General features: G+C 40.4%; 19 protein-coding genes, 1 tRNA gene and 3 pseudogenes. 12 read left to right on the forward strand and 11 right to left on the reverse strand.

The features are described 5' to 3' along the window. The first annotated feature begins 287 nt into the window (after positions 1 to 287). The 3 genes and pseudogenes from PS1M3_RS13205 to PS1M3_RS13215 all read left to right on the forward strand — a co-directional run. Positions 288 to 536 carry a hypothetical protein gene (locus tag PS1M3_RS13205; RefSeq protein ID WP_010557819.1) on the forward strand — a complete coding sequence of 83 codons (249 nt, stop codon included), beginning with the start codon at positions 288 to 290 and terminating at the stop codon, positions 534 to 536. An 83-nt stretch (positions 537 to 619) separates the two neighbouring features. Continuing rightward, a pseudogene (locus tag PS1M3_RS13210) lies at positions 620 to 1,596 on the forward strand (IS3 family transposase); the annotation flags it as partial. 43 nt (positions 1,597 to 1,639) lie between these two features. Further along, positions 1,640 to 1,837: pseudogene (locus tag PS1M3_RS13215) on the forward strand (IS3 family transposase); the annotation flags it as partial. On the opposite strand, the gene PS1M3_RS13220 reads toward PS1M3_RS13215, so the two are convergent. The 3 genes from PS1M3_RS13220 to PS1M3_RS13230 all read right to left on the reverse strand — a co-directional run bounded on the left by PS1M3_RS13220 (position 1,825) and on the right by PS1M3_RS13230 (position 3,620). Beyond that, the gene (locus PS1M3_RS13220; protein ID WP_203984773.1) at positions 1,825 to 2,901 is read right to left on the reverse strand and encodes an endonuclease/exonuclease/phosphatase family protein; all 1,077 of its coding nucleotides are present in this window, start codon (positions 2,899 to 2,901) and stop codon (positions 1,825 to 1,827) included. The pseudogene PS1M3_RS13215 and the gene PS1M3_RS13220 overlap by 13 nt on opposite strands. A 23-nt stretch (positions 2,902 to 2,924) precedes the next feature. Beyond that, positions 2,925 to 3,290 (reverse strand): hypothetical protein, encoded by a 366-nt coding sequence (locus PS1M3_RS13225; RefSeq protein ID WP_203984775.1) that lies wholly within the window; start codon positions 3,288 to 3,290, stop codon positions 2,925 to 2,927. Positions 3,291 to 3,371: 81 nt separating this feature from the next. Continuing rightward, a complete protein-coding gene (locus PS1M3_RS13230; RefSeq protein WP_006793686.1) occupies positions 3,372 to 3,620 on the reverse strand; it encodes a TIGR03643 family protein in 249 nt (82 codons plus the stop codon). Between the two features lie 119 nt (positions 3,621 to 3,739). On the opposite strand from PS1M3_RS13230, the gene PS1M3_RS13235 reads away from it, so the two are divergent. Both PS1M3_RS13235 and PS1M3_RS13240 read left to right on the forward strand, forming a co-directional pair. Further along, positions 3,740 to 4,423, forward strand: a complete 684-nt coding sequence (locus PS1M3_RS13235; protein ID WP_203984777.1) for an ABC transporter substrate-binding protein — start codon at positions 3,740 to 3,742, stop codon at positions 4,421 to 4,423. Between the two features lie 98 nt (positions 4,424 to 4,521). Continuing rightward, a complete protein-coding gene (locus PS1M3_RS13240; protein ID WP_203984779.1) occupies positions 4,522 to 6,582 on the forward strand; it encodes a TonB-dependent receptor in 2,061 nt (686 codons plus the stop codon). An 83-nt stretch (positions 6,583 to 6,665) separates the two neighbouring features. Here PS1M3_RS13240 and PS1M3_RS13245 read toward each other — a convergent pair whose 3' ends face one another. The 3 genes from PS1M3_RS13245 to PS1M3_RS13255 all read right to left on the reverse strand — a co-directional run bounded on the left by PS1M3_RS13245 (position 6,666) and on the right by PS1M3_RS13255 (position 9,706). Then, the gene (locus PS1M3_RS13245) at positions 6,666 to 7,079 is read right to left on the reverse strand and encodes a GFA family protein (RefSeq protein ID WP_010557825.1); all 414 of its coding nucleotides are present in this window, start codon (positions 7,077 to 7,079) and stop codon (positions 6,666 to 6,668) included. Positions 7,080 to 7,187: 108 nt separating this feature from the next. After that, on the reverse strand, positions 7,188 to 8,477 hold the full coding sequence (locus PS1M3_RS13250; RefSeq protein WP_203984788.1) for a M20 family metallopeptidase: 1,290 nt from the start codon (positions 8,475 to 8,477) through the stop codon (positions 7,188 to 7,190). Between the two features lie 227 nt (positions 8,478 to 8,704). Further along, positions 8,705 to 9,706: a fatty acid desaturase gene (locus PS1M3_RS13255; protein ID WP_203984790.1), complete on the reverse strand. Its 1,002-nt coding sequence runs from the start codon at positions 9,704 to 9,706 to the stop codon at positions 8,705 to 8,707. 268 nt (positions 9,707 to 9,974) lie between these two features. Here PS1M3_RS13255 and PS1M3_RS13260 point away from each other — a divergent pair, with 268 nt between their 5' ends. Together PS1M3_RS13260 and PS1M3_RS13265 are read left to right on the forward strand one after the other, a co-directional pair. Continuing rightward, positions 9,975 to 11,105 carry an FIST signal transduction protein gene (locus tag PS1M3_RS13260; protein WP_203984792.1) on the forward strand — a complete coding sequence of 377 codons (1,131 nt, stop codon included), beginning with the start codon at positions 9,975 to 9,977 and terminating at the stop codon, positions 11,103 to 11,105. Positions 11,106 to 11,117: 12 nt separating this feature from the next. After that, positions 11,118 to 13,010 (forward strand): EAL domain-containing protein, encoded by a 1,893-nt coding sequence (locus PS1M3_RS13265; protein WP_203984794.1) that lies wholly within the window; start codon positions 11,118 to 11,120, stop codon positions 13,008 to 13,010. Positions 13,011 to 13,228: 218 nt separating this feature from the next. Here PS1M3_RS13265 and PS1M3_RS13270 read toward each other — a convergent pair. Beyond that, positions 13,229 to 13,313: transfer RNA gene (locus PS1M3_RS13270), tRNA-Leu, on the reverse strand. A 327-nt stretch (positions 13,314 to 13,640) separates the two neighbouring features. On the opposite strand from PS1M3_RS13270, the gene PS1M3_RS13275 reads away from it, so the two are divergent. Next, positions 13,641 to 14,141, forward strand: a complete 501-nt coding sequence (locus PS1M3_RS13275; protein ID WP_006793701.1) for an RDD family protein — start codon at positions 13,641 to 13,643, stop codon at positions 14,139 to 14,141. 78 nt (positions 14,142 to 14,219) lie between these two features. Here PS1M3_RS13275 and lptG read toward each other — a convergent pair whose 3' ends face one another. Both lptG and lptF read right to left on the reverse strand, forming a co-directional pair. Beyond that, positions 14,220 to 15,287 carry an LPS export ABC transporter permease LptG gene (gene lptG / locus PS1M3_RS13280; protein WP_203984796.1) on the reverse strand — a complete coding sequence of 356 codons (1,068 nt, stop codon included), beginning with the start codon at positions 15,285 to 15,287 and terminating at the stop codon, positions 14,220 to 14,222. Then, positions 15,284 to 16,396: an LPS export ABC transporter permease LptF gene (gene lptF / locus PS1M3_RS13285; protein WP_006793703.1), complete on the reverse strand. Its 1,113-nt coding sequence runs from the start codon at positions 16,394 to 16,396 to the stop codon at positions 15,284 to 15,286. Before lptF ends, lptG begins: the two co-directional genes overlap by 4 nt. A gap of 309 nt (positions 16,397 to 16,705) precedes the next feature. Here lptF and pepA point away from each other — a divergent pair, with 309 nt between their 5' ends. The 3 genes from pepA (at position 16,706) to PS1M3_RS13300 (ending at position 21,722) form a co-directional block, all read left to right on the forward strand. Continuing rightward, complete coding sequence (gene pepA, locus PS1M3_RS13290; RefSeq protein ID WP_010557831.1) at positions 16,706 to 18,217, forward strand: leucyl aminopeptidase; 1,512 nt, start codon at positions 16,706 to 16,708, stop codon at positions 18,215 to 18,217. Between the two features lie 149 nt (positions 18,218 to 18,366). Further along, entirely contained in the window at positions 18,367 to 18,813 is a 447-nt protein-coding gene (locus PS1M3_RS13295) for a DNA polymerase III subunit chi (RefSeq protein WP_203984798.1), read from the forward strand. A 53-nt stretch (positions 18,814 to 18,866) separates the two neighbouring features. Then, positions 18,867 to 21,722, forward strand: coding sequence for a valine--tRNA ligase (locus PS1M3_RS13300; RefSeq protein ID WP_203984805.1), 2,856 nt, complete (start codon positions 18,867 to 18,869; stop codon positions 21,720 to 21,722). A 111-nt stretch (positions 21,723 to 21,833) separates the two neighbouring features. On the opposite strand, the gene PS1M3_RS13305 is transcribed toward PS1M3_RS13300, so the two are convergent. Next, positions 21,834 to 23,111 carry an outer membrane protein transport protein gene (locus tag PS1M3_RS13305; protein WP_039038442.1) on the reverse strand — a complete coding sequence of 426 codons (1,278 nt, stop codon included), beginning with the start codon at positions 23,109 to 23,111 and terminating at the stop codon, positions 21,834 to 21,836. A 284-nt stretch (positions 23,112 to 23,395) separates the two neighbouring features. Here PS1M3_RS13305 and PS1M3_RS20080 point away from each other — a divergent pair, with 284 nt between their 5' ends. Next, on the forward strand, positions 23,396 to 23,719 hold the full coding sequence (locus PS1M3_RS20080) for a hypothetical protein (protein WP_074210155.1): 324 nt from the start codon (positions 23,396 to 23,398) through the stop codon (positions 23,717 to 23,719). On the opposite strand, the pseudogene PS1M3_RS13310 reads toward PS1M3_RS20080, so the two are convergent. Beyond that, positions 23,679 to 24,405: pseudogene (locus PS1M3_RS13310) on the reverse strand (HD-GYP domain-containing protein). The gene PS1M3_RS20080 and the pseudogene PS1M3_RS13310 sit on opposite strands and share 41 nt — an antisense overlap. Positions 24,406 to 24,419 lie beyond the last annotated feature (14 nt).

Consider the following 24,419-nt stretch of genomic DNA (forward strand, 5'->3'; position numbering starts at 1 on the left):
TGGAGTCCTTTGTCGCGTTCGTTCTTGTTATCGGTCTCTCAACAGAGGAGCCTTTGCTCAATCGAACTACGACAAGGAAAGCTTAAGTTGCTGCTTAAGCCTGGGTCTCACATTACCCGAAAGGGGTTTAAATAGTAATTAAGATGGATGTATTATCCATACAAGCGCTTCCAGTCTGACGCCAAAACCTCCGTGTTTTTGTGTTACTCGCTGCGCTCAAACATTAACACAAAAAAACTCCGGTTCCGGCGCAGCTGAAGCGGGCGTTATGTTTAGAAGGAGGTTTTATGGAAGCACCATGGAACGGTGAAAAAGTTAGTTTGTTTATTAGAATTTTGGCAATAATATTTATTATTTGTGGGCTTATTGCTTTTTGTAGCTTGTTATTTGCACTTTTTGAACGCGGTAATGTCAATTTTGATAACCTAGGTTTTAGGGATGTATTCGGTATGTTATCAGCTCCTTATTGCTTTCTATTATTTTTAAAAGTTGCGGTAACAGGTCATGCACCAAAATCATGGATTCCATGGAAGTAGTGTAAACATAACAAGGAATTTCAAGGAGGTTTGCTCCTCACCCGTTTTAGTGGACACCTCCTCATCACTTTGAGGAGGCTAACATGCCTAGATATACCCAACCTAGAAAGACATGGTTTTACCCCGTTAATTTCAAAATCAAAGCAGTCGAACTAAGCTTACGAGACGATGTCATGTCAAAGGAGGTTGCCGAGGCGCTGGATATTCATCCGTTAATGCTTAGTCGTTGGCGAAAAGAGTATCGAGAAGGTAAGTTTAAAAACACGCCGCGCTATCAAAGCAACAACAAAACAATGAGTAAACTCCCAACAAAAAAAGAGCTGGATAACATTCAAAAGCTTAAGAAAGAAAATGAGCGTCTCAAGCAGGAGAATGACCTGCTAAAAAAGTGGCAACGGTATCTGGCGGAAGTACATCAGAACGATTTGGATTCATCCAAAAGTTCGGACAAGCCTTAGGCGTCAAATACTTGTGTTCTTGGCTTAATGTGTCGCGTAGTGGGTTTTATGCTTGGCGTGAGCGTACAGTGTCAGCTAGAGCGCTGTCAGATGCTAATTTGTTGCTGAAGATAAAACACGTCTTCAATGTCAATCATCAAACCTATGGTAGCCCACGCGTATTTCATGCGCTAAAAAAAGAAGGTGTAAACACAAGCCAAAAACGTGTTGCCCGCTTAATGCGAGAAAACGGTTTAAGAGCTAGGGCGCTTAAGACTTACAGCAAACCGGCGAAGGTTAAGTTCTTTTATAAAGAGATAGAAAATAAACGCAAAGATAGTGAAAAGGCCACGGCAATCAACCAACAGTGGTCTGGCGATATTACGTATTTAAAAGTCGGTGCTCGTTGGCATTACCTTGCAGTGGTTATCGACTTATATTCACGGCGAGTAATCGGCTGGGCGTTTGGTAAAAACAAAACAACGGAGCTTACGTTAAAGGCCCTAAGGCTTGCGATAAAAAAACGACAGCCAACAGAAAGTGTATTATTTCACACTGACCGAGGCGCAGAATACCGTGCTCACGTTGTACAAAAGTATTTGGCTAGCAAAAACTGCTCCTCACCCGTTTTAGTGGACACCTCCTCATTACTTTGAGGAGGCTAAAATGCCTAGGTATACTCAATCTAGAAAAGCATGGTTTTACCCAGCTAACTTCAAAATTAAAGCAGTCGAACTAAGCTTATGAGACGATGTCATGTCAAAGGACGTTGCCGAGGCGCTAGATATTTATCTGTTAATGCTTAGTCGTTGGCGCTTCGCTTATCCGACCTATATACCTAATAACAATTACTATTTTTCAAACCTGGGGACTTTTCGCTTATCGGCTTTGCTCATGGTAAGTTCTGCTACTTCTTCTTGCTTTAACTCGTCGGGTTTGTCCTCTAATGACTGCTGACTGGCATTTTCATAAGAAAGCTCGGTAAGCAGCGCAAAGTGGTCTGAGCCATATTTAGCTAAGCGCTCAATACGCTTAACCTTAAAACCCTGGCTATGAAATAGGTGGTCGAGCGGCCAGCGCATAAAAAAGTAACCAGCGTGGAATGTGTTATAAAAGCCGCGACCTTTACGAGGATCTAAAAAGCCACTTATTTGCATAAATAATCGCGTACTGCGCGACCATGCTACATCGTTTAAATCGCCCGCTACGATTGTTGGACGAGTTGGGTTTTTAACTGCTTTGGCAACCATTATTAGTTCTGAGTCGCGTGGGCGCGATGAATCTTCTTCAGTTGGGCTTGGTGGCGCGGGGTGTATAAAGTGCCCTTGCATTTCAAGACCTTCATTGTTTTCGAACAGGATATGAATTGAAGGAATATCATCTTCAATGAGCTCACATATTTGCGCATCAAGAATTTTAAATTTACTGTATAAATGCATGCCGTAGCGGTTGTCTTTAGGGCATTCAATATAATAGGGGTAGTTTTTTTTAAGAACAGCTAATTTATTTTCCCACCAGCTGTCGCTTTCAAGGGTAATTAATAAATCGGGCTGGTGTTTATCAACCAGTGAGATTAGTTGCTCACTATTATGGTTTGACATAAGCACATTAGCCGACATGATTCTAACACTGTGAGCTTCGCTCACTGAGGCCGTTTTAACTTCTTTTTTAGCAAGCCAAGTGTATGGAAATATCCACTTACCTTGTAATGCCATGGTTAGTAATGCGGTTAAAGCAGTATACAAATACCCGCTATTGCCGCTTTGCCACAGTAAATACAACGATATAATTGCAACAGCGCTGGCTATATAAAATACCTGTAGTCGAACGAAGTCGCAGCTGCGCACTAAGTAGTGCTGACTGTACGACATAGGTAACAAGGTCACTAATAAAAAAAAGCCAATGATTATAGCCAGTGCAATGAGCATTTAAATATCCTTATAAATTGTACTTAACGAGTTAAAATTGAAAGTATTTCTCGGGTATCGTGCACCATGTGTATAACTGTACTGTCTATTTTTATACTTACTGTACCATTATCTCTAGAACGTTCAATAACGCGGCCTTGTTTATATACGTTGCGGTCTAGGTAATCGCCTCTATGGTAACGCTTAGTTAACCCTGGCGGAGTCCACCCTGCACGAAGTAACTGCTTTTTCTCTTTTTTAGAAAGAGAGTTATGATCATGATGCTTGTGCTTTTTATGGCCAACCTTTTTACCTTGGTGCTGGCCATGATTGTCTTTGTTTGGGTTAGCTTGTGCCCCAACAGATGACAGCGCAAGTGTGATGAGTGTGATATAAATAGCTGCTTTCATAAGTATCTCCAGTGCTAATAGTCATCTAAGACTAACAAGCTAGGATGAACATCAAATGAAATAGCGCTTAAATTTACGGTGTTAACGGTGTTTGTACTGAGTTTTACAATGACTGCGCATAATAGCGGGATCGCGTAACTTTAAGTGCTTAGTTTTACGCCCTGCGTGGCGCTTACGCCACACTTTAAAGCTCCCTTTAGAGATGTGCTCTCGCATAAAAACGACGAGCTGAGGGTATTTTAATCCGTATAGTTGTTCAATGGCTTCGAATGGCGTTCTATCTTCCCACGCCATTTCTATAATGCGTGATTGCTGCTCTGCGTTAAACATGGTGTGTTCCAAAAATTAATCTTATACGCGACTTAAAAACGCGTAGATCATCAATTTCATCACTCACTTTAAAATTTAAAAATAGCTTATATACTTAAAAGAAAATGGATTTGCTAGTCATGCGTTTTATTTTATTAATCTTCGCTTTAATGGCGTCATCGTTAGCAGTTGCCGAGTCAGGTAAAACATTACGCTGCGTTACAACTCACTACCCGCCTTATACTATTTTTGATGAGCAAAAAAACACATTTACGGGTTCAGACATTGATCTGATAAATTACTTAAATCAAAGTTTAGGCTTAAACATTAAAGTAATACACTTACCTTGGGCACGCGTAAAAAAAGAAATGACCCTTAACTATTACGACTGTTATTTCTCTTTAGCAACAAATACCCTACGTGAGAAGCATTTAGAGTTTACTCAGCACCCTACACATGTCACCAAATTTGGATTATTTGCTTTAGATAAAAGTACCCTAAATAACAAGGACTTTTCTAGCACTAGAATAGCTATGCTCCGAGGCGTTGCCTTACCTAATGAAATAGCTGATAAATACAAAATATTGCCTAAAAATATAATGCATGCACTTTCAACGTCAGATTCTTTCAAGTTATTAGAAAAAAAGCGTGTTGATTTTATAATCACTAATTATCAAGCTGGGCTTTGGTTTGCAAAAAATAGTGTCGGCATTCACGCTCGTCAGTTCCATGAATCCAGCTTACCTGTTTATATTGCATTTAAGCCGGGTGTAGTCGATATAAATTTAATTGATAAGCAAATAAAGCAATATTACGAACAATAATTTACGGTTATACATGCACTTTAACGCAACAAGTTTAAAAGCCTATAAAAACCACATATCATTTAACCAAGCTATTTCCCCAAACGTTTTAGGTATGTATGAAATATTATTGTTTGCCGCTCATTTTGCCGTTTAGCCAAACTGTTGTAGCTGATCAGAAAAGTACAGACTCAATTGAAGTCATTACCACCACAGCATCGAGGGTCGAAGCGCTTTCTACACCCCTTCCATTGTCTATTTCTACCCTAACCGAGGCGCAACTTAAGAGCATTGCACCCACTCACATTGAAGAAGCCCTGCAACGCGTTGCTGGTGCTAATGTACAGCGCGGCAATGGACAAGAATATTTGCCTGCGCTTCGCTCGCCAGTTTTGTCTGGGGCTGGCGCATGTGGTGGTGTGCTAACTTTAGAAGATGGTATTCCTCTTCGCGCTGCGGGCTTTTGTAATATAAATGAGCTTTTTGAATCGCATAGTGAAATGGCCCAACGTATTGAGGTGTTAAAAGGGCCGGGCTCAGTTTTATACGGCTCAAATGCTGTGCATGGTGTTATTAATGTAATAACACCCGACACAACTCAAGGCGGCGGCTTATTTGGCGTAGATTATGGCTCATATGGCTATGCACGCGTTAAATTACGTGCAGGGCAAGACTATGGAAACAGCGGAATTGGCATAAACGCCAGTATTACTGACGATACAGGGTACCGTGATGATGAAAGTGTTAAGCAACAAAAAGTAAATATACGCCATCGTCTAGAGCGCGATAATCTATTGCTCACATCAGGTATAACTTATACACATTTAGATCAGCAAACAGCTGGTTTTATTACTGGGTTTGAAAGCTATAAAAATGAAGATATAGCACAGCAAAACTTCGATCCTGATGCATTTAGAAAGGCAACATCTTTGCGAGCGTGGAGCAATGCAACATGGCAATTAGCCAATAACGATGTACTTTCTACCACTGTGTATATGCGCGATCAAAGTATGGACTTTTTTAAGCACTTTTTACCAGGTACACCGCTTGAAAAAAACAGCCAAACAGGTATTGGTGTTCAATCGCTTTATAAGCACAGTATAAATAACAATGTAACTCTGAACTTAGGCTTAGATGGCGAGTACACCCAAGCCGACTTTTTACAAAGTCAAAACGAGGCAACGCAAGGTTCGGCATTTTTAGTGGCTACCGTGCCACAGGGTAAACATTATGATTACAACGTCAATGCCACACTTTATGCACCATTTGCATCCGTGAATTGGCAATTAAATAAATGGCTATTAACGGCCGGGGTTCGTTACGAGCACATGCAGTACGACTACACAAATAATATGCTTGCGGGCAGAACAAAAGAAGATGGTAGCGAGTGCGGGTTTGGTGGGTGCCGATACAGTCGTCCTGCCAGCACTAAAAATAGCTTTAGTAATGCCTCACCTAAACTTGGAATAAGTTACCAATACAACAGTAATAACACGTTTTACGCTAACTTTTCTCGCGGTTACCGAGCGCCACAAGCTGCTGAGTTATATCAATTACAACGCGAGCAGACCACCGCTAATTTAAACCCAGAAATAGCTAATAACGCTGAGTTTGGTATAAAAGGATTATACAGTGCATTTAATTACAGCTTATCTGTATATGCTATGAGTAAACACAATACTATTTACCGTGATAGCGACTTTTTCACTGTAAATGATGGCAGCTCTCGCCATCGAGGTGTGGAACTTGAACTTAATTATCAATTACCCAATAACGTGTCGGTTAACTTTGCAGGTACACATGCTAAACATAGTTACACTAACAACCAAGTTATTAACGGCCTAAACATAAATGGCAACGACATAGATACCGCACCACGCAACATTGCTAATATTGATATTACGTGGCAAGCACGTAACAACACCCAATTTGCACTTCAATGGCATCATGTTGGCCATTACTACACAGACCCTGAGAACTTAAATGAATACGAAGGCCATTCGGTTCTTAGCTTACGCGCCCAGTGGCAAGCAACAAAAAATATTGAAGTTATGGCTCGTATTATAAATGTGACCAATAAAGCGTATGCAGAGCGAGCTGATTACACCAGTTTTACTGGCGATAGATATTTTCCGGGTAAACCACGCAATGCCATGTTATCGGCATCGTATACTTGGTAAATAAAGCTATTAAAATAAAGCGGCTTATATACGTATAAGTCGCTTTATTTACTGCAGGAATGAGGTTTAAAGCATTTATAAGACTAATTCTTTGGGGTGCTATCAAATGCATCAACATGATGTAAATCATCAAGCCAAGGCAATGCTGACTTTGTCCAAATTTGTATTGAAGGTTTAAACAAATCGCGCTGATCAATCGAACCTAAACGCAACCCATATATACGATCGATAGGAGACTCATTTGTTGCATAAAGTGACGTACCGCAATTTGCACAAAAACCTTGCGCTCGCTTATTGCCACTTTGCGCTGTTTTTACATACTCTTTCGGTTGTCCTTTTGTAAAATCAACCGAATTAGGATCTGCAATTACAACGGCTCTAAATGGTCCACTCGACATCCGTTGGCAATCACTGCAATGACATACTACTACGTTATTATTTTGTGTGGTGGCCTCATAAGTTATATCGCCACAAAAACAGCTTCCTGTGATTTTCATATAGTAATCCTCTAACATAGGCCTATAGAGCCTTCACACATCTTTACGTACTGCGCTTAAAATACATTGAGTTAGCTTATGACTTTTACTAACTCAATTGTTAGCAGCCTACTTTTTACTATCTAAGTAATCTACAGCGAGCAGGCTTAATGCCTTAGTCCCTACTTTAAACGATGATTCGTCAGCATAAAAATAAGGTGAATGATTACTTGGTACCGTTTTTAAATCTTGGCTACTTGGCGTACCACCTAAAAATACAAAGACACTTGGGACTTCTAATGCATAAAACGAAAAGTCTTCTGCACCTGTAATCTTATTCATTTCCACTACGTTATTTTTACCCGCCGCTTTTGCGAGGGTTGGCAGCATTTGCGCAGTAAGCTCAGGGTTATTCACCGTTACTGGGTAACCTTCATGAATATGCACATCGGCAGTTGCTCCCGACGACTTAGCAATATGTGTAGCCGTTGTTTTTATTTTTTCAAAAATCTGTGCTCTATTATTCATATCAAAATTGCGAATTGTACCTACCATTTCAACTTTTTCAGGAATTATATTATTGCGCACTCCACCTGCTATTTTGCCAAACGACACAATTGCGGGCTCTTTGGTTATATTTACTTGGCGGCTCACAATATGATTAACACCCGTTACAATTTGTGCAGCCGCTGCAATAGGGTCAACCCCAGTCCACGGTGCTGAACCATGTGCTTGACGACCATTAACAGTAATTTCAAACCTATCAGAACTGGCCATAGCAGGGCCGCTTCTGTAACCAATTTTGCCGCTGTGTAAGCTCGATGTTATGTGAAGACCAAATGCCACGTCGGGTTTATATTTGGTAAATATCCCCTCTTTGAGCATCAATTCTGCACCGCCTTCCTCGCCAATAGGTGCGCCCTCTTCAGCTGGCTGAAACACAAACATAATATTACCGTGCAGCTCGCTTTTCATATCGGCCAATACTTGTGCTGCGCCCATCAACATGGCTACATGCGTGTCGTGCCCACAGGCATGCATTACACCCACATCTACACCGCGGAAATTTGTGGTTTTGGTTGATTTAAATGGCACATCTGTTTTTTCTGTTACCGGTAGTGCATCCATATCGGCGCGTAGCATTACCGTAGGACCAGGCTTTGCGCCTTTTAAAATACCCACAACACCGGTGTAAGCAATATCGGTTTGTACTTGCATACCTAACGACTTTAAGTGTTTAGCCACAATGCCTGCGGTACGTGTTTCGCGATTACCAAGCTCAGGGTTTTGGTGAAAGTCACGTCGCCATTCAATTACCTGCTGCTCTACATTTTTAACGTGTTGATCAAGGTTTGCCTGCGCGTTAACCGTACCAAGTGCAGCAAAACCTAATGCCACTGAAAGTAGTGATTTTTTCATCCTGTTTTCCTTTATTATTTTAATGAAGCCCAACAACCGATTTAGTGTTATCGAAAAGTGCTGTTGAGTTATAGCCTACACCATTTTAAATGCACTATCCTTAAATCGCACAGACGACATAGATTTACTCTGCGATACTACAACTTAATTAAATTGGTAAATGTAATTAAAAAAAAACAATCGCAAATACGATTGGTTTTAAAAATAAAGCTCAAATTGCTTTTGCATTAATTAGCTTGGGCTTTATAAGCATTGGCATTTTTAATGCTGTTAAAATCATTAAACCGTACATTATGCTGGCGCATTACGTCGAGTATTTTTTTGCTTAACATTTGGCGTAAATAAAATGGCTGATTTGGTACAAAGTGATGGATGGTATGCGTTTTACCAAAATTAAAACAAAACAAGTGAAACGGCATAAATAAACGGCTTGTTAGTACATGAGTTTGCTCTAGCATGTTATTAACGCCGCCATAGTAATGCATGCTTGATGTGACAAAATTAAGCGAGCTTGAACGCACTATATTAGGCACAATTAACACAATCATCATAAATTCAAACACATTTAAAACCTCTAACGCTAGTGCCGGAGTGCTTGCTTCAATGGGTACAAAAAAGTTAACTGTGTGAAATATAATTACGCTATACAAAATAATGAAGTATGTAGTTGTTACTGGAAAGCCCGCATTAAACACGCTTAAAAAACTAAATCCTTTAATTTCTTTACTAAAACGTTTGGTATTAATAACTAAACCGAGTAAACCGTCCACAATAACAAGCGCACGCATAAATGGATTTTTAATGCCATTGCCCACTAAGCGCTCTTCGAGATCTTGCTCCGTACCTGATGTTTTATGATGATGTAAATGCATTTTGCGGCGATACCATGGGCTAATGGTGTTTGGCCTCATTAACCAAACAGTTAACATCATAAAATTATGGATTAAAGGCTGGTTACTAAAATACTGTTTATGAATGAGATCATGCTCAAGTTCGTGAGAAATCGAAGCCGCCATAGCTGCCAAAATAATACAAGCCCATGCAGGTATAATGGCAAGGTAATACAAAACACCAACACCAATTAAAGCACTCAACGAGAGCAATAATATAACAAGCCCAATGGTATTTTGATGAGCAAGCAAAGGGTATTTTTGGCGAAGTACTGCCTCTTCGGCTTTTATAGCTTTAACAATTGCTTGAATATTTTGTTTGGCACTTAGCTGAGTCATATGAACGTTCTTAAAACCGTGTTGTAAACATGATACTTAATTACATTATACGCTAAAACATTTAAGTTGGATTTCATTGTATTTAAGCAAAAAATCAACTTTTAAATGTTAAGTCTAATTTCCTATCTAAAAGGGTTAAATACTTAATATATAAAGTGGTAAGCACTTCAAAAGAGCGTTAATTAAACGTAACAAATGTGAATTTACCTGCATTTACCCTATAATCTATATTATTAATAACATAGCTGTGCGGGAAAGCCTTTAAATTATGAACACTTTTCAATCTATTTATAAAGAAGGCAAATGGCAAACGTCGCTACCTAAAAAATCTGATGCTGCATTAGTATTTGCTTTTGGTGACAGACATGCCATGGCAACATCACACATGTTGTCTCAATTAAAATCATCTTTCCCTGAGGCTGAAATCTTAGGGTGCTCTACCAGCGGAGAAATTCAAGGTAGTGAAATACACGACGAAAGCATAGCGCTGACCGCCGTCCACTTTGAGAAAAGTCATGTTGTTGCCAAGTCAGATAACATTAGTAACTATGCCGACTCAAGCTCTTTGGGCACCGCACTTGTAAATCAATTAGATCATAATGGCTTACGTTATGTGTTTGTTGTTTCTGATGGACAGCTTATAAATGGCAGCGAGCTCATTGAGAGTATTACTGGCGCATTACCTAAAAACGTACTTGTAACTGGTGGCTTAGCGGGTGATCAGGCTCGCTTTAAAGAAACCATAGTATGGCACAATGATAACGTAACTAAAGGCTTGGTAGTTCTTGTTGGGTTTTATGGCGAAAAGTTAAATATTAGCCATGGCACCATGGGCGGGTGGAAACCATTTGGCCCTATACGCGAAATTACCAAATCAACTAAAAATACCCTTTATGAAATAGACCACAGTCCTTCACTGGAATTGTACAAAACGATGCTAGGTGAATACGCTGACGGGCTGCCAAGCTCTGCTTTATTATTCCCGCTATCTATGCAAGAAGTTGGTGAAGAACAATCCGTAGTCAGAACCATTTTAAGTATTGATGAAGATAAAAAAAGCATGACCTTTGCAGGTAATCTTCCTGAAGGTGCTAAATGCCAACTAATGCGCGCAAACTACGAAAATCTGATTGATGGAGCACAACAGGCAGGTGAAGCAGCCATACAAATGATGGGCAGCAACCAGCCTAGCCTTGCGCTTTTAGTGAGTTGTGTTGGCCGACGAATAATACTCGACCAATTAATTGAAGAAGAGCTTGAAACAATTGCAGACTTACTTCCCGAAAACTGTACTAGAACCGGCTTTTACTCTTACGGCGAGTTATCGCCTCATGTACCACTGGGGCCGTGTCATTTACATAATCAAACCATGACCCTGACTTTATTAAGTGAAGACTAGGAGGTTTACAAGTTGCATAAACTGTTAGCACGCCAGTTAAAACGTAGTAAGGTGGATGAAAGCTTTGTTCAAGAGTATGCCGATATTATATCGCGGGTATCTGATGCTTATGAACTGAATGAGCGCGAAATCAATATTTTAGAGCGCTCATTATTTATTACGTCTAACGAATTAAACGAACGTAATGATTTACTTAAAAACCAGCTTAATGAGCTTTCTGATACACAGCAACAATTAGAACATTCAATTAGCGTGCTTAATGCAACATTTGACGCTATAGGCGAACAAGTTACTGTGCTAGACCTAAAAGGTAACGTTGTGAGCGCCAATATAATGGCCAGAGAGTTCTTCGAGCGCTTTAATTTAAACGCATATAATTACTTTAGCCAAATAGATAAAGTAATAAAAAAAGGCAACAAAAGCGCCGATATTATCGCGCAATTAAAAGCAGACTCAAAACAGGCATTGAGTGGCGAGTTTGAATCTATCGACGACAAACATTATAGTTACCGCTCACTCCCTCAGCTTAAAAATGGCCAACTTATTGGTCGTGTATTTTGTATTCGTGATATCAGCGTTGAAAAAGAACATGAAGAAATCATTCATTTTCAAGCCTACCATGACGCCCTAACTGGATTAGCAAACCGTCAATTATTTATGGACCGTCTTGAGCATTCACTAACACTCGCAAGACGCGATGATTCGATGACCGCAGTGCTCTTTTTAGACCTAGACAACTTTAAGCGAGTTAACGACACTGAGGGCCACAAAGGCGGCGACGAACTACTAATCAAAATGGTAGAGCGTATTAACCACCGTTTAAGAAAGCAAGACACACTCGCCCGAATAGGTGGTGATGAGTTTGTAATACTTGTTGAGCTTGTTAAGTCAAAAAATAATATTGAAAACTTGTGCGAGGCGTTGTTAGAGACAATAAGTAAAGAATTTATTATAAATAGTCGACCTCAATATGTATCATCAAGTATTGGAATTGCATTGTATCCACAAGATGGTATTACGCCCGACTCCTTGCTTAGTAACGCCGATATGGCGATGTATGATGCCAAAAATAATGGCAAAAATGCCTACCGTTTTTATCATAGGAAATTAGAAGCTCATGCCCGTGAACAAATGGATATTGAGCGCGAACTTCGCAAAGCGATTGACAACCAAGAATTAGAAATATATCTACAGCCTAAAATAGGTTTAGACTGCAATCAGATTTTGGGGGCTGAAGTGTTGATGCGCTGGTTTACGGCTAGCGGAGAGTCTATACCGCCCGATTTATTTATTCCTATTGCTGAATCAACTGGATTAATAAAAAAAATAGGTGAGTTTGCTATTAGCTCGGCTATATCGCTATTAGAGCAATGGCAACTAGAGGGCATCGCGCCTTTAAAGCTTGCGGTTAATCTATCAATTATTGAATTTCAGGACGAGCATTTTATTGATTACATTATTGAAAGTATTTCAAACTCATCAATTAGTGGCGATCAATTAATTATTGAGTTAACTGAATCTATTTTTATGGAAAATAAAGAGAAGATGAGTAAAACCATGCATAAGCTCAAACACTATGGTGTTGCGTTTGCATTGGATGACTTTGGTAAAGGTTACTCGTCGTTTAGTTATTTACAGTTATTGCCTATCGATTACTTAAAAATAGACAAATCGTTCTTACAAAATGTCATTACTGATGAACAAAGCGCTGCCATTGCCAAGTGTATTATCGATATTGGTCATAACTTAGATTTAGCTATTATTGCAGAGGGAATAGAGGATCAAGAAACGCTTGATTACGTATCAAAGACTCACTGCGAAATGGCGCAAGGTTTTTTTATGTACCGCCCTATGCCCTCTGATTCATTTACAAAGCTAATACGAAAAAACAGCCACGCAAAGTGATATGACTATTTAGAATATCACCTTGAGTGCCGCTCGAGTCCGTCATCACAAATTTTAGACATAAAAAAACCTCTGCTAAATCTAGCAGAGGTTATAAAAAGTGGTACCAGCGGCCGGACCTTAACTTATAGCAGCGCACTTGAGTGCCGCTCGAGTCCGTCATCACAAATTTTAGACATAAAAAAACCTCTGCTAAATCTAGCAGAGGTTATAAAAAGTGGTACCAGCGGCCGGACTCGAACCGGCACTCCTTTCGGAAGGGGATTTTGAATCCCCCATGTCTACCAATTTCATCACGCTGGCATCATTTTTCTTTAACCTTCTAAACACGAGAAGATAAAGAAAAACCACTTTAGAGCTTAGGATTATTTATGTGCCTTCGTCTCTATGCCAAGCATTATACAAACAATAGGGTTAGCAGCAAGCCTTTTATTACATAAGCATGATCAACCGCTTAACATTTAGGCAACTCTTAACATTTAAAAAAATTAAAGCGTCATGTAAATAAAGCACTTTAAAAATACAGATATTATTTAAACCAATAGTTAAATGATACCAACATACTATAGCGCTTAGTATTTTTGCGCTTTTTTGCTAAACTAGCCACACATTAACAGTGAGAGTATTTTTATGTCGGGTGAGTTTCCACGTGCTGGTTTTTGGCGCCGTTTTGCGTCGCTAATATACGACTCTTTAGTCGTCATTTCATTATCTATGCTAACCGCTATTTTGTACTTTGCTGCAATTCAAGTTTTAATTTCTACGGGCCTTATTGAACAAACCGAAGGTCAAGACCCTGCTGCATTTATAGAAAATTCACCTTTACTAGATGGCATTCGCAGTGCGTTGTTTGTGGGCGTAAATGTTATATTTTTTAGTTACTTTTGGACCAAAAGCGGTCAAACAATTGGTATGCGAGCGTGGCGATTAAGAGTACAAACTAACGATGGCAATTTAATTAGTTGGTCGCAATCAGTTATTCGCTGCATGGGCGCGTTACTTGGTTTAGGTAACTTAGTTGTGTTAGTTGATTTTAAAAACAAAAAAGCCTTACAAGATTACTTATCTAAAACAGAGGTTGTTGCTCTTTCAAAAGAAGAGAACAAACGTATATACCGCGAGCTCGATTAATGTATATACACTAATAAAACCTCTAAAAACAAAAAGGGTGACTACAGTCACCCTTTTTTTGTTTTTAGATGTAATCGCTTATACCCGTTTATTCATTAAGTAGGTCGCAAATCCTATAAAAATAACACTAGGCAGCACGGCGCCAATTATGGCAGGTATTTGGTAAACCATTACCACGGGACCAAATATCTCGTTTGTTAAATGAAATACAATGCCTGTTACAACACCCATAATTATTCGTGCGCCCATAGTTACAGTGCGTAATGGACCAAATATAAAAGAAAGCGCAACCAATAACATAACCGCAACCGACACGGGTTGCATGAACTTTCGCCAAAGAGCAAGATCATAAGTACTGGTATCTTGCTCATTTTGCTCTAAGTAACTTAAGTACGACCATAATCCTGTAAACGAAAGCGACTCAGGCTTTACAGATACAACGCCTAACTTTTCAGCGGTTAGTTGCGATGGGTAAAACTCTTCTGGGTGTAGTTCAGTCGTAATTAACTCATCCGTAATAATGACTTTGTTTACATCACGTAAAAGCCATCCATCTTTTCGGCTAATTGCCTCTTTAGCTTTAGTAATTTGAGTAAGTTCAAGTGAGCTATCAAAATAGTACATGTGCAAACCGTTAAGCTTACCGCTTTCATCCACATCTTCTATATTTATGAAGTTATTTCCATCTTTCGCCCAAGCCCCTTTTTGTGCGCTAAACACATCTCCGCCATGTATAGCTTGGTTTCGCATTTCTTTTGCACGTAACTGTGCCTCTGGTGCTCCCCATTCGCCAAGCGCCATCATACAAATGGCCATAAACATGGCGGTTTTCATCACCGAACCAATAATTTGCAACCGCGACATACCCGCTGCTTGCATAACCACTAATTCACTATTTGAAGCAAGCGCACCAAGCCCTGTTAAGCCCCCAATGAGCGCAGCCATAGGGAAAAACACCACTAAATCACCAGGAATACTGTATAGCGTATACAGCATGGCGGTAATCAAATCGTAACTACCACGCCCTACCGATTTTAACTGTTCAATAAATTTAATTAGGGTACTGATGCCAACTAAAACCAACAAAGCAAAGCCTGTTGTTTGTAAGATGCTGCGGCCTAAATACCAGTCGAGTGTTTTCATCATGAGCTTAACTCCCGCTTAGTGACAACAGCTTTAAGCAAAGCGCCTATTGGGCGGCCTTTAATAATTAATAAGCCACCAATAAATAAGGCACTTAAGTGAATCCACCAAAGCCCAATTGACGGCGGTATTTTGCCATCTTCTATCGCGAATTTTGCGGCATTTAATAAAATAAAATACCCAAGATACAAACTTATAGCGGGTACTAATTTAGCAAATTTACCTTGACGAGGATTAACCACACTTAACGGCACTGCTAGTAAAGTAAGCAGTGGAATAGAAAGAGGAATAGCAATACGCCACTGCCATTGAGCAATAGACTCAGGAGTATTAATAGCAAGCAACTGATTAGTCGGCACAGCTTCTAACTTACGGCGTTGGTGTTCTATTTCTTGTTCACGAATTTGCACACTGTAACCATCAAACTCGGTCAGGTTTAATGCTGGTGTTGTTGCGTCGGTTTCGTATCGTTTTCCATCGGTTAACACTAACTGTTGCTCACCGTTTTGCGCTTCAATTACCACGCCTTGCTCTGCGTATACTAGTCGAGCTAATTCATCGTTATCACTATTTGGTAGCTGTGCAACAAACACTTTGTTTAGCTCTTTGCCACCATTTTCAATATTATGAATAAACACCACGGCTTTTTCGTTACCTGTTTCTTGAAAACGACCGGCTCTTAATGCTGACAGCCCAGCGTCAGCTTTAGCTTGTTCTTTTAATTGATACTCTTGCTCACTGGCCCACGGTGCTAGGTACATAGTTAATGCGCCAGCCAAAAGCGCTAAACCTGCGCTTGATATTAAAGTTACACGCACTACATACCATTCACTCACACCACATGCTTTTAATACCGTCATTTCGCTGTCGGCGTAAATACGGCTATACGCTAAAATAATGCCTAAAAATATACTCAATGGAAGAATTAACGAGGCAAGTTGTGGTAATTTTAACGCAATCATCGACAGCACTAATTGAGCAGGAATGCTGCCCTCTGATGCGTCACCTAAAATAACCACCAGCTTTTGTGATAAAAAAATGGTCATTAAAGTTAAAAATACGGCGACCTGCGATTTTAAAACCTCAGCGGTCAAATAACGAAAAATAAGCAATGCTCGCCCCTGTTAAACTTAGTATTTCACTACAATAGTGAGTGTCGAATAGTTAAATAGCTATTTTGCACAGTTTATACCGACAAATAGGCTATTATTATAAGCCATCAAAATTAATTATCCTACCTAAGTGCAAGATATAATGTTGCATTAGTAGCCCTTAAGCATATAAAGTTCAATTACACAGTAAGAGTCGGTAAAAATCAGCTAAAATGAGTATTATCTCTACATAAGCTTAGCTACTAAGACTAGAAAATATTATTTTTGGCCTTATTTATTAGCTCAAATGACTCACAACCAGGAGCAACAATGGAATTTAGCGTAAAAAGTGGTAGCCCAGAAAAACAACGCAGCGCATGTATTGTCGTTGGCGTGTACGAACCACGCAGGTTATCCCCCATTGGTGAACAACTCGATAAAATCAGTGATGGTTATATTTCAAATTTACTTCGCCGTGGCGACCTAGAGGGTAAACCTGGCCAAGTTTTATTATTGCACCATGTCCCTAACGTATTAAGCGAGCGTATTTTGCTTGTAGGTTGCGGTAAAGAGCGCGAGCTTGATGACAAGCAATACAAACAAATTATCTCTAAAACAATAAATACCCTAAACGATACAGGCTCTATGGAAGCGGTATGCTTTTTAACAGAGCAACACGTAAAAGGCAGAGATACTTATTGGAAAGTACGCCAAGCCGTTGAAACAACGCAAGATTGCTTATACACGTTTAATCAACTTAAAAGTAAAAAAGTAGACCCGCGTCGTCCACTTCGTAAAATTGTATTTAACGTACCCACGCGCCGCGAACTCACTATTGGTGAAAGTGCGATTGAGCACGGTTTAGCTATCGCTGCTGGCAGCAAGTTGTGTAAAGACGTTGCTAACATGCCACCCAACATTTGTAACCCAGCGTATTTAGGCGAACAAGCGCAAGAGCTAGCTACCAATTTTGATAACATCACCGTTGATATTATTGGCGAAGAAAAAATGGCAGAGCTGGGAATGAACTCATATTTAGCGGTTGGCCGTGGTAGTGATAACGAATCTGTTATGTCAGTTATTAACTACAAAGGTGCAAGCGACGAGCAAGCGCCAATTGTGTTAGTTGGTAAAGGTTTAACCTTTGACTCAGGCGGTATTTCAATTAAACCTGGCGAAGCCATGGATGAAATGAAATACGATATGGGCGGTGCTGCAGGTGTTATAGGTGCAATGCGCGCTTTGGCACAAATGCAATTACCTATAAACGTAATAGGTATTTTAGCTGGTTGTGAAAACATGCCAAGTTCAAATGCTTACCGACCAGGTGATATTTTAACAACGATGTCGGGGCAAACGGTTGAAGTACTTAATACCGATGCTGAAGGTCGTTTAGTATTATGCGATGCGTTAACCTACGTGGAGCGTTTTGACCCAGATACCGTCATAGATGTAGCCACCCTTACAGGTGCATGTATTGTTGCATTAGGTGCTCATGCAACAGGTTTGCTTGCAAACCATAACCCCCTTGCCCACGACTTATTGAAAGCGTCTGAGCAAAGTGGCGATCGTGCATGGCAGCTACCACTGTGGGACGATTATCAAGACCAACTAGAAAGCCCATTTGCTGATTTTACTAACTTAGGTGGGCGCGCGGCAGGCACAATTACAGCGGCGTGTTTTTTATCTAAGTTCACCAAAAAATATAATTGGGCGCATTTAGATGTAGCGGGTACTGCATGGCGAAGTGGTGCAAATAAAGGCGCAACAGGACGCCCCGTTCCTATGCTAACTCAGTATTTATTGAACAGAGCGGGTGTAAGCGAAGCAGCACACGATTAATTATCTGTTTAGTTCAAAATAAGGCGCCATTAGGCGCCTTATTTATTTGTGTATTAATTGAAGCAAACCCCGTTATATGGCAAAATCTGCCTCTTAATTTATGTGTATTAACCTAGTGCACATTCAATGTCATGGGAAAGCCCGATACAATGAACATGAACGCTAAATTTTTCGTTCTAAAGCAACATGATGAGTCTAAAGCCCAGGCTGATGATCATTTTGCTTTGGCTGCACAAATAGCGGCCGATCAGTATCGTAATGGGCAACGTGTATTTATTTGTGTAAACGATAACAATACAGCCTGTGCCATTGATGAAATTATTTGGGCATTCGACCCAGACAGTTTTGTACCACATAATTTACAAGGTGAAGGCCCTAAAGGCGGAGCCCCTGTTGAAATTGGTATTACGCCACCTGTTGGCAACCGAAAAGTTTTAATAAACTTGGCCACTCAGCTACCTGATTACATTCGCCGATTTAACCAAGTTTTTGATTTTGTCCCCGTAGAACCTGTTGCTAAACAAGCAGCCCGCGAGCGTTTTAAAAAGCTACGCCAACTCGGTGCCAATCTCACCACGCAAGATATTAATAGCTAGCCACTCAGGCAAACTAACCAACTAATTTAAGTACTTATTTAAGGTTCTGTGTAATGGATAAAACCTACAATCCGCAAGATATTGAACAGTCTCTATATCAAGACTGGGAACAAAAAGGCTACTTTAAGCCATCTGGCCAAGGCGTACCGTATTCTATTATGATCCCGCCGCCAAATGTCACGGGTAGCTTACACATGGGCCACGCTTTCCAAGATACAATAATGGATACCCTTACGCGTTTTAAACGTATGCAAGGTAACAACACATTATGGCAAGTAGGTACTGACCACGCAGGTATTGCAACGCAAATGTTGGTTGAGCGTAAACTGCATGCTGAAGAAGGTAAAACACGCCACGATTTAGGCCGCGAAGATTTTATTAATAAAATCTGGGAATGGAAAAACGAATCGGGCGGCACAATTACTAAACAGCTTCGTCGTCTTGGCGCATCAGTTGATTGGGACCGTGAACGCTTTACGATGGACGATGGTTTATCTGAAGCGGTTAAAGAGGTATTTGTTCGCCTTCATAAAGAAAACCTAATTTACCGTGGTAAACGCCTAGTAAACTGGGATCCAAAATTACACACTGCTATTTCTGATCTTGAAGTTGAAAACAAAGACAAACAAGGCCACATGTGGAACTTACGTTACCCACTAGCCGATGGCGTTAAAACACAAGACGGTAAAGACTACATTGTAGTCGCAACTACGCGCCCAGAAACTATGCTAGGCGACTCAGGTGTTGCAGTAAACCCAGATGACGAGCGCTACACAGATTTAATTGGTAAAGACATTTTATTACCTATCGTTAATCGCCGTATCACCATTGTTGCTGACGAACACGCCGATAAAGATAAAGGCACAGGTTGTGTAAAAATAACCCCAGCTCACGACTTTAACGATAACGAAGTTGGCAAGCGTCACAAAATGCCAATGATCAATATTTTCGATAAAGACGCCGCTATTTTAACGCAAGGTGAAACTTACACCTTTGACGGCAAAGAGCTTGAGCTTGATGCGCCTATTCCAGCGCGTTTTCATGGGCTTGATCGTTTTGCTGCGCGTAAAGCGATTGTGGCTGAATTTGAAGAACTAGGCTTACTTGAAAAAATTGAAGACCACGGCCTAACCGTTCCATACGGTGACCGCTCAGGTGTGGTTATTGAGCCACTACTTACCGACCAATGGTATGTACGTGTTGCGCCACTTGCAGAACCTGCTAAAGATGCAGTTAAAAACGGCGACATTCAATTTGTGCCTAAGCAATACGAAAATATGTACTTTTCGTGGATGAACGACGTACAAGATTGGTGTATATCACGTCAGCTTTGGTGGGGTCACCGTATTCCTGCTTGGTACGACAGCGAAGGCAACGTATACGTTGGCCGCGATGAGGCGGAAGTTCGCCGCGATAACAACATTGCAGATAGCGTAGCACTTAGCCAAGACGAAGATGTACTTGATACATGGTTCTCGTCAGCGCTTTGGACATTCTCAACGCAAGGCTGGCCAGAAAACACCGATGATTTAAAAACCTTCCACCCGTCTGACGTGTTAGTAACAGGTTTTGATATTATTTTCTTCTGGGTTGCGCGCATGATCATGATGACGCTGCACTTTATTAAAGATGAAAATGGTAAACCACAAGTGCCGTTTAAAACAGTGTATGTTACTGGCCTAATACGTGACGACAACGGCGATAAAATGTCTAAGTCAAAAGGTAACGTACTTGACCCGCTAGACATGATTGACGGCATTAAACTTGAAGACTTAGTACAAAAACGTACTGGCAACATGATGCAGCCAAAACTTGCCGCTAAAATTGAAAAAGACACGCGCAAAGTATTCGCAAATGGTATTGAAGCACACGGTACCGATGCGCTTCGCTTTACCCTTGCAGCAATGGCATCTACCGGTCGTGATATCAACTGGGATATGAACCGCCTTGAAGGTTACCGTAACTTCTGTAATAAACTATGGAACGCGAGCCGTTACGTATTAATGAACACAGAGGAGCAAGACTGTGGTTTTGCAAACGATGCACAAAAAGAGTACTCGCTAGCAGATCGCTGGATTTTAGGCCAATATGAAGCCACCGTTAAAACGTACACTGAACACCTTGATAACTACCGCTTCGATTTAGCTGCTAACACACTTTACGAATTCACTTGGAACCAGTTCTGTGATTGGTACTTAGAGCTAACTAAGCCCGTATTATTTAAAGGTAATGAAGCACAGCAACGTGGTACACGTAATACACTCATTACGGTACTAGAAAGCCTACTGCGCTTAATGCACCCAATGATGCCATACATCACAGAAACTATTTGGCAACGTGTTGCACCACTTGCAGGCCTTGAAACAGCGGGCACTAGCATTATGGTACAAGGCTTCCCTGTTTATAATGAAGCAAGCGTTGATGCACAAGCAATGGAAGACTTAGAGTGGGTTAAACAATTCATTTTAGCTATTCGTAACATTCGTGGTGAAATGGATATTAGCCCAAGCAAGCCACTGAGCGTATTACTTGCCAATGCATCGAGCGAAGATGTGCGCCGTATTGAAGAAAATAAATCGTTCTTGGCATCATTGGCTAAGCTTGAAGAGTTTACAATGCTTGAAAACAAAGACGACGCACCAGCGTGTGCAACCTCTTATGTTGGCAACCTTGAAATTATGATCCCAATGGCGGGCTTAATTGATGTTGAAGCAGAGCTTGCACGTATCAACAAGCAACTCGAAAAAGCAGAAAAAGGCCTAGCGCAAGTGCAAAACAAACTCGCTAACGAAAAGTTTGTAAACAATGCACCAGAAGCTGTTCTTGCAAAAGAAAACGCTAAGTTAGCTGAATTCACCGATGCTAAAACTAAGCTGCTTGAGCAAAAAACGAAGATTGAAAGCTTATAATTTTAGTCACATACCTGCTAAAGCAATTTAGCAGGCATTAAAAAGCCGCTCACTTTAATTAAAGTGAGCGGCTTTTTTGTGCCTAATGACTAAGCTAAAGGCACTTCTACATTAAAACGTGTAGTTGTACTGCGCGCCAATAAGCGTAGCATGACCTTTAGATTCAAAAGACCACTGCGAGCCTAAGTTATCTTTTTCAGTGTAGTTTTGTGTTTTACCACGAATAATACTCACGCCTAAATCAACGTTTGAGTTTTTATCGATGATGTAGTTACCACCAAAAGAGAACCAAAAGCGGTCAGTGTCTGGAATCGAGATTGATAAATGCTGTTGTGATACAGGCGACTCGTCAAACGCAATACCTGCACGTAACAATAGGTTTTCGTTGTACTGGTAGTCAGTACCTACTGAGTAACGAAGTGCATCAGAGAAATCTTCTGTTTTTTCAAATGCGCTAAACTTATCACCCGTTGGTGCTGTTACTTGTGCTTCCAATGAATCAAAGCTGCTCCAGCCAGTCCACAATACACTGTAATGTAAGCCTAATTTTTCGTCTAACTGATGTGAACCAGAAAACTCAGCAATAGCAGGTAGCGTTATTTCAACCGAACCTGGAAGTTCAAGTTGTCCGTCTAATCCACCAGGAATAAATGCAGAAGGAAGCTCGTTTGAGTATTCACCTTCAAACGTGATGTCAGTTTCTGTACGGTAGTTAAAACCAAAACGGCTGTTTTCGTCTAATTGGTACATTAAACCAACATTTAAGCCGTAACCAATATCATCACCTTCAAGGTTTACTGCATCTGTTGAAGCAGGGATTGGTAAAGCTGAAGCACCAAACTTACGAATAATTTTAGCTTCTGCATAAATTGCATTTAAGCCAATACCAAAGCTGAACTGCTCGCTTACTTTATAGGCAACGCTTGCGTTCATATTTACGGTTACAATTTCTGTTTCGCCGGCAATTTGACCTGCCGCGTAGTCGTCATCAAATTTTGTTGCTAAACCAAAGTTAGCAAATGCGCCAAAACCAACTGATACTCTGTCGTTTACTGGCATTGTGAAATAAGTTGCTGGAATAACGGCGCTAGGCGCAATGCTGTCGTCATCTAATGCATTCGGGTCGATGCCATTGTTTGTACCAGTGCCTTCAAGGCTAACATCTGGAACAACGGCTATAGCAGCAACACTTAGTTGCTTATCTTTAAATAAAGTCATTAAAGCAGGGTTACGTGCAACAACAGACGCGTCGTCTGCGATAGATGCTTCACCAGCATAAGCACGGCCTAAACCTGATGCGTTTTGCTCAGCTAATTGAAACGCAGCTGCAAAAGAGTCAGCTGAAACAAATGCAAGCGAGGCTGCGATAAGCGTTTTAGAAAATTTCATTGTTGTGTCCTTAACCAAACTCACTGTTTGGGTAGCTATGTGTGTTGTTACTTATATTCAAAACCCGACTACACTACATTAATTTTTTGAAAAAAACTTCATGATCACACCAAAAACACCTAAAAAACACGTTTTTTAACTACATTTTAACAACTATTTAAAACTCATCGGACAAGAAATATGTTATTAGAGTAATTGCTCTAAATGTAATTAATTATCATTTAGATTGACATGGATTACGCCGCATTTTAAACTCTTTTTAAAATAACCAACGGGTTAAAACTGTGCTGATCGTTCTAATTATGGTGGGTCTCATTTTTTGTGGAGCCAGTGTATTTTTCTTTTATAAGGCAAATTACTGCGCGTGCACACAGGCCGGACAATGCGACAACCCTGTTAATCGTTACTGGCTAGGCGCTATGTTAAATGCTGTTGTATCGCTCATATTTTGCTGCACAGCTTTACATGTAGAGCTTGGCACTTTGTTGTGGTTGGTACTAATGGGAAGTTGCTTTTTAGGCGCGTTTATATCAGCTCAGGCAAACCAAAAGCGCCGATGTATTAAGGCTAAACGAGCAGATGATCTTTTAACAAACGAGATAAGTTAATTTGATAATCCATGGGCTTTACACTCGCTAAAATTTTAAGCTCTTGGTTGTCGGTACTCAAATCTATATCTTTAGGCGTTACGTGATGATTATGCTTTGCATTATAAAATAATTTAACTTTTGGCTTAATAGGGTTTGAATGATTGCCCTCTAGCACCAACGCTAATCGCTCATTGGTTAACTTAACAATAGTCCCTACTGGGTGTACACCTAAACACTTAATAAATAACTGTACTAACTCTGCATCAAACAGCTGTTTGTTAGCTAACAAATAGCGAAGCGCATTAATTGGCTCATCACCCTCTTGATGCGGTCTATCTGCTGTCAATGCATCGTATACGTCTACAATCGCAATGATCCGAGCTGGGCGGCTTAATTTGCTTCCATCTACACCTCTTGGATAGCCTGAACCATCAAGACGCTCATGATGATTTACAATCATATCTAACATTAAAGAGGTGATACCTTTCCCACCTTTTAATAACCCTAGGCACGGCGACATCACTTTTTGTAAAGTCGATGAGAAGCTCAAGCACCCCTTCGGTAATTAAACGCTGAATGATTGATTTATCACGAACCAAACCACTGGTTTTAATTTTTATGCCATCCACACTCTCCTGCTGCTTAGTAACGCTATTTACGTACATGCCTGGAACGAGTTCTGATATAGGTAAGGTGATTAGCATAAAAATGAGGGTTT

This window comes from Pseudoalteromonas sp. PS1M3 (genome assembly GCF_016865405.1).
GTDB lineage: Bacteria > Pseudomonadota > Gammaproteobacteria > Enterobacterales > Alteromonadaceae > Pseudoalteromonas > Pseudoalteromonas marina.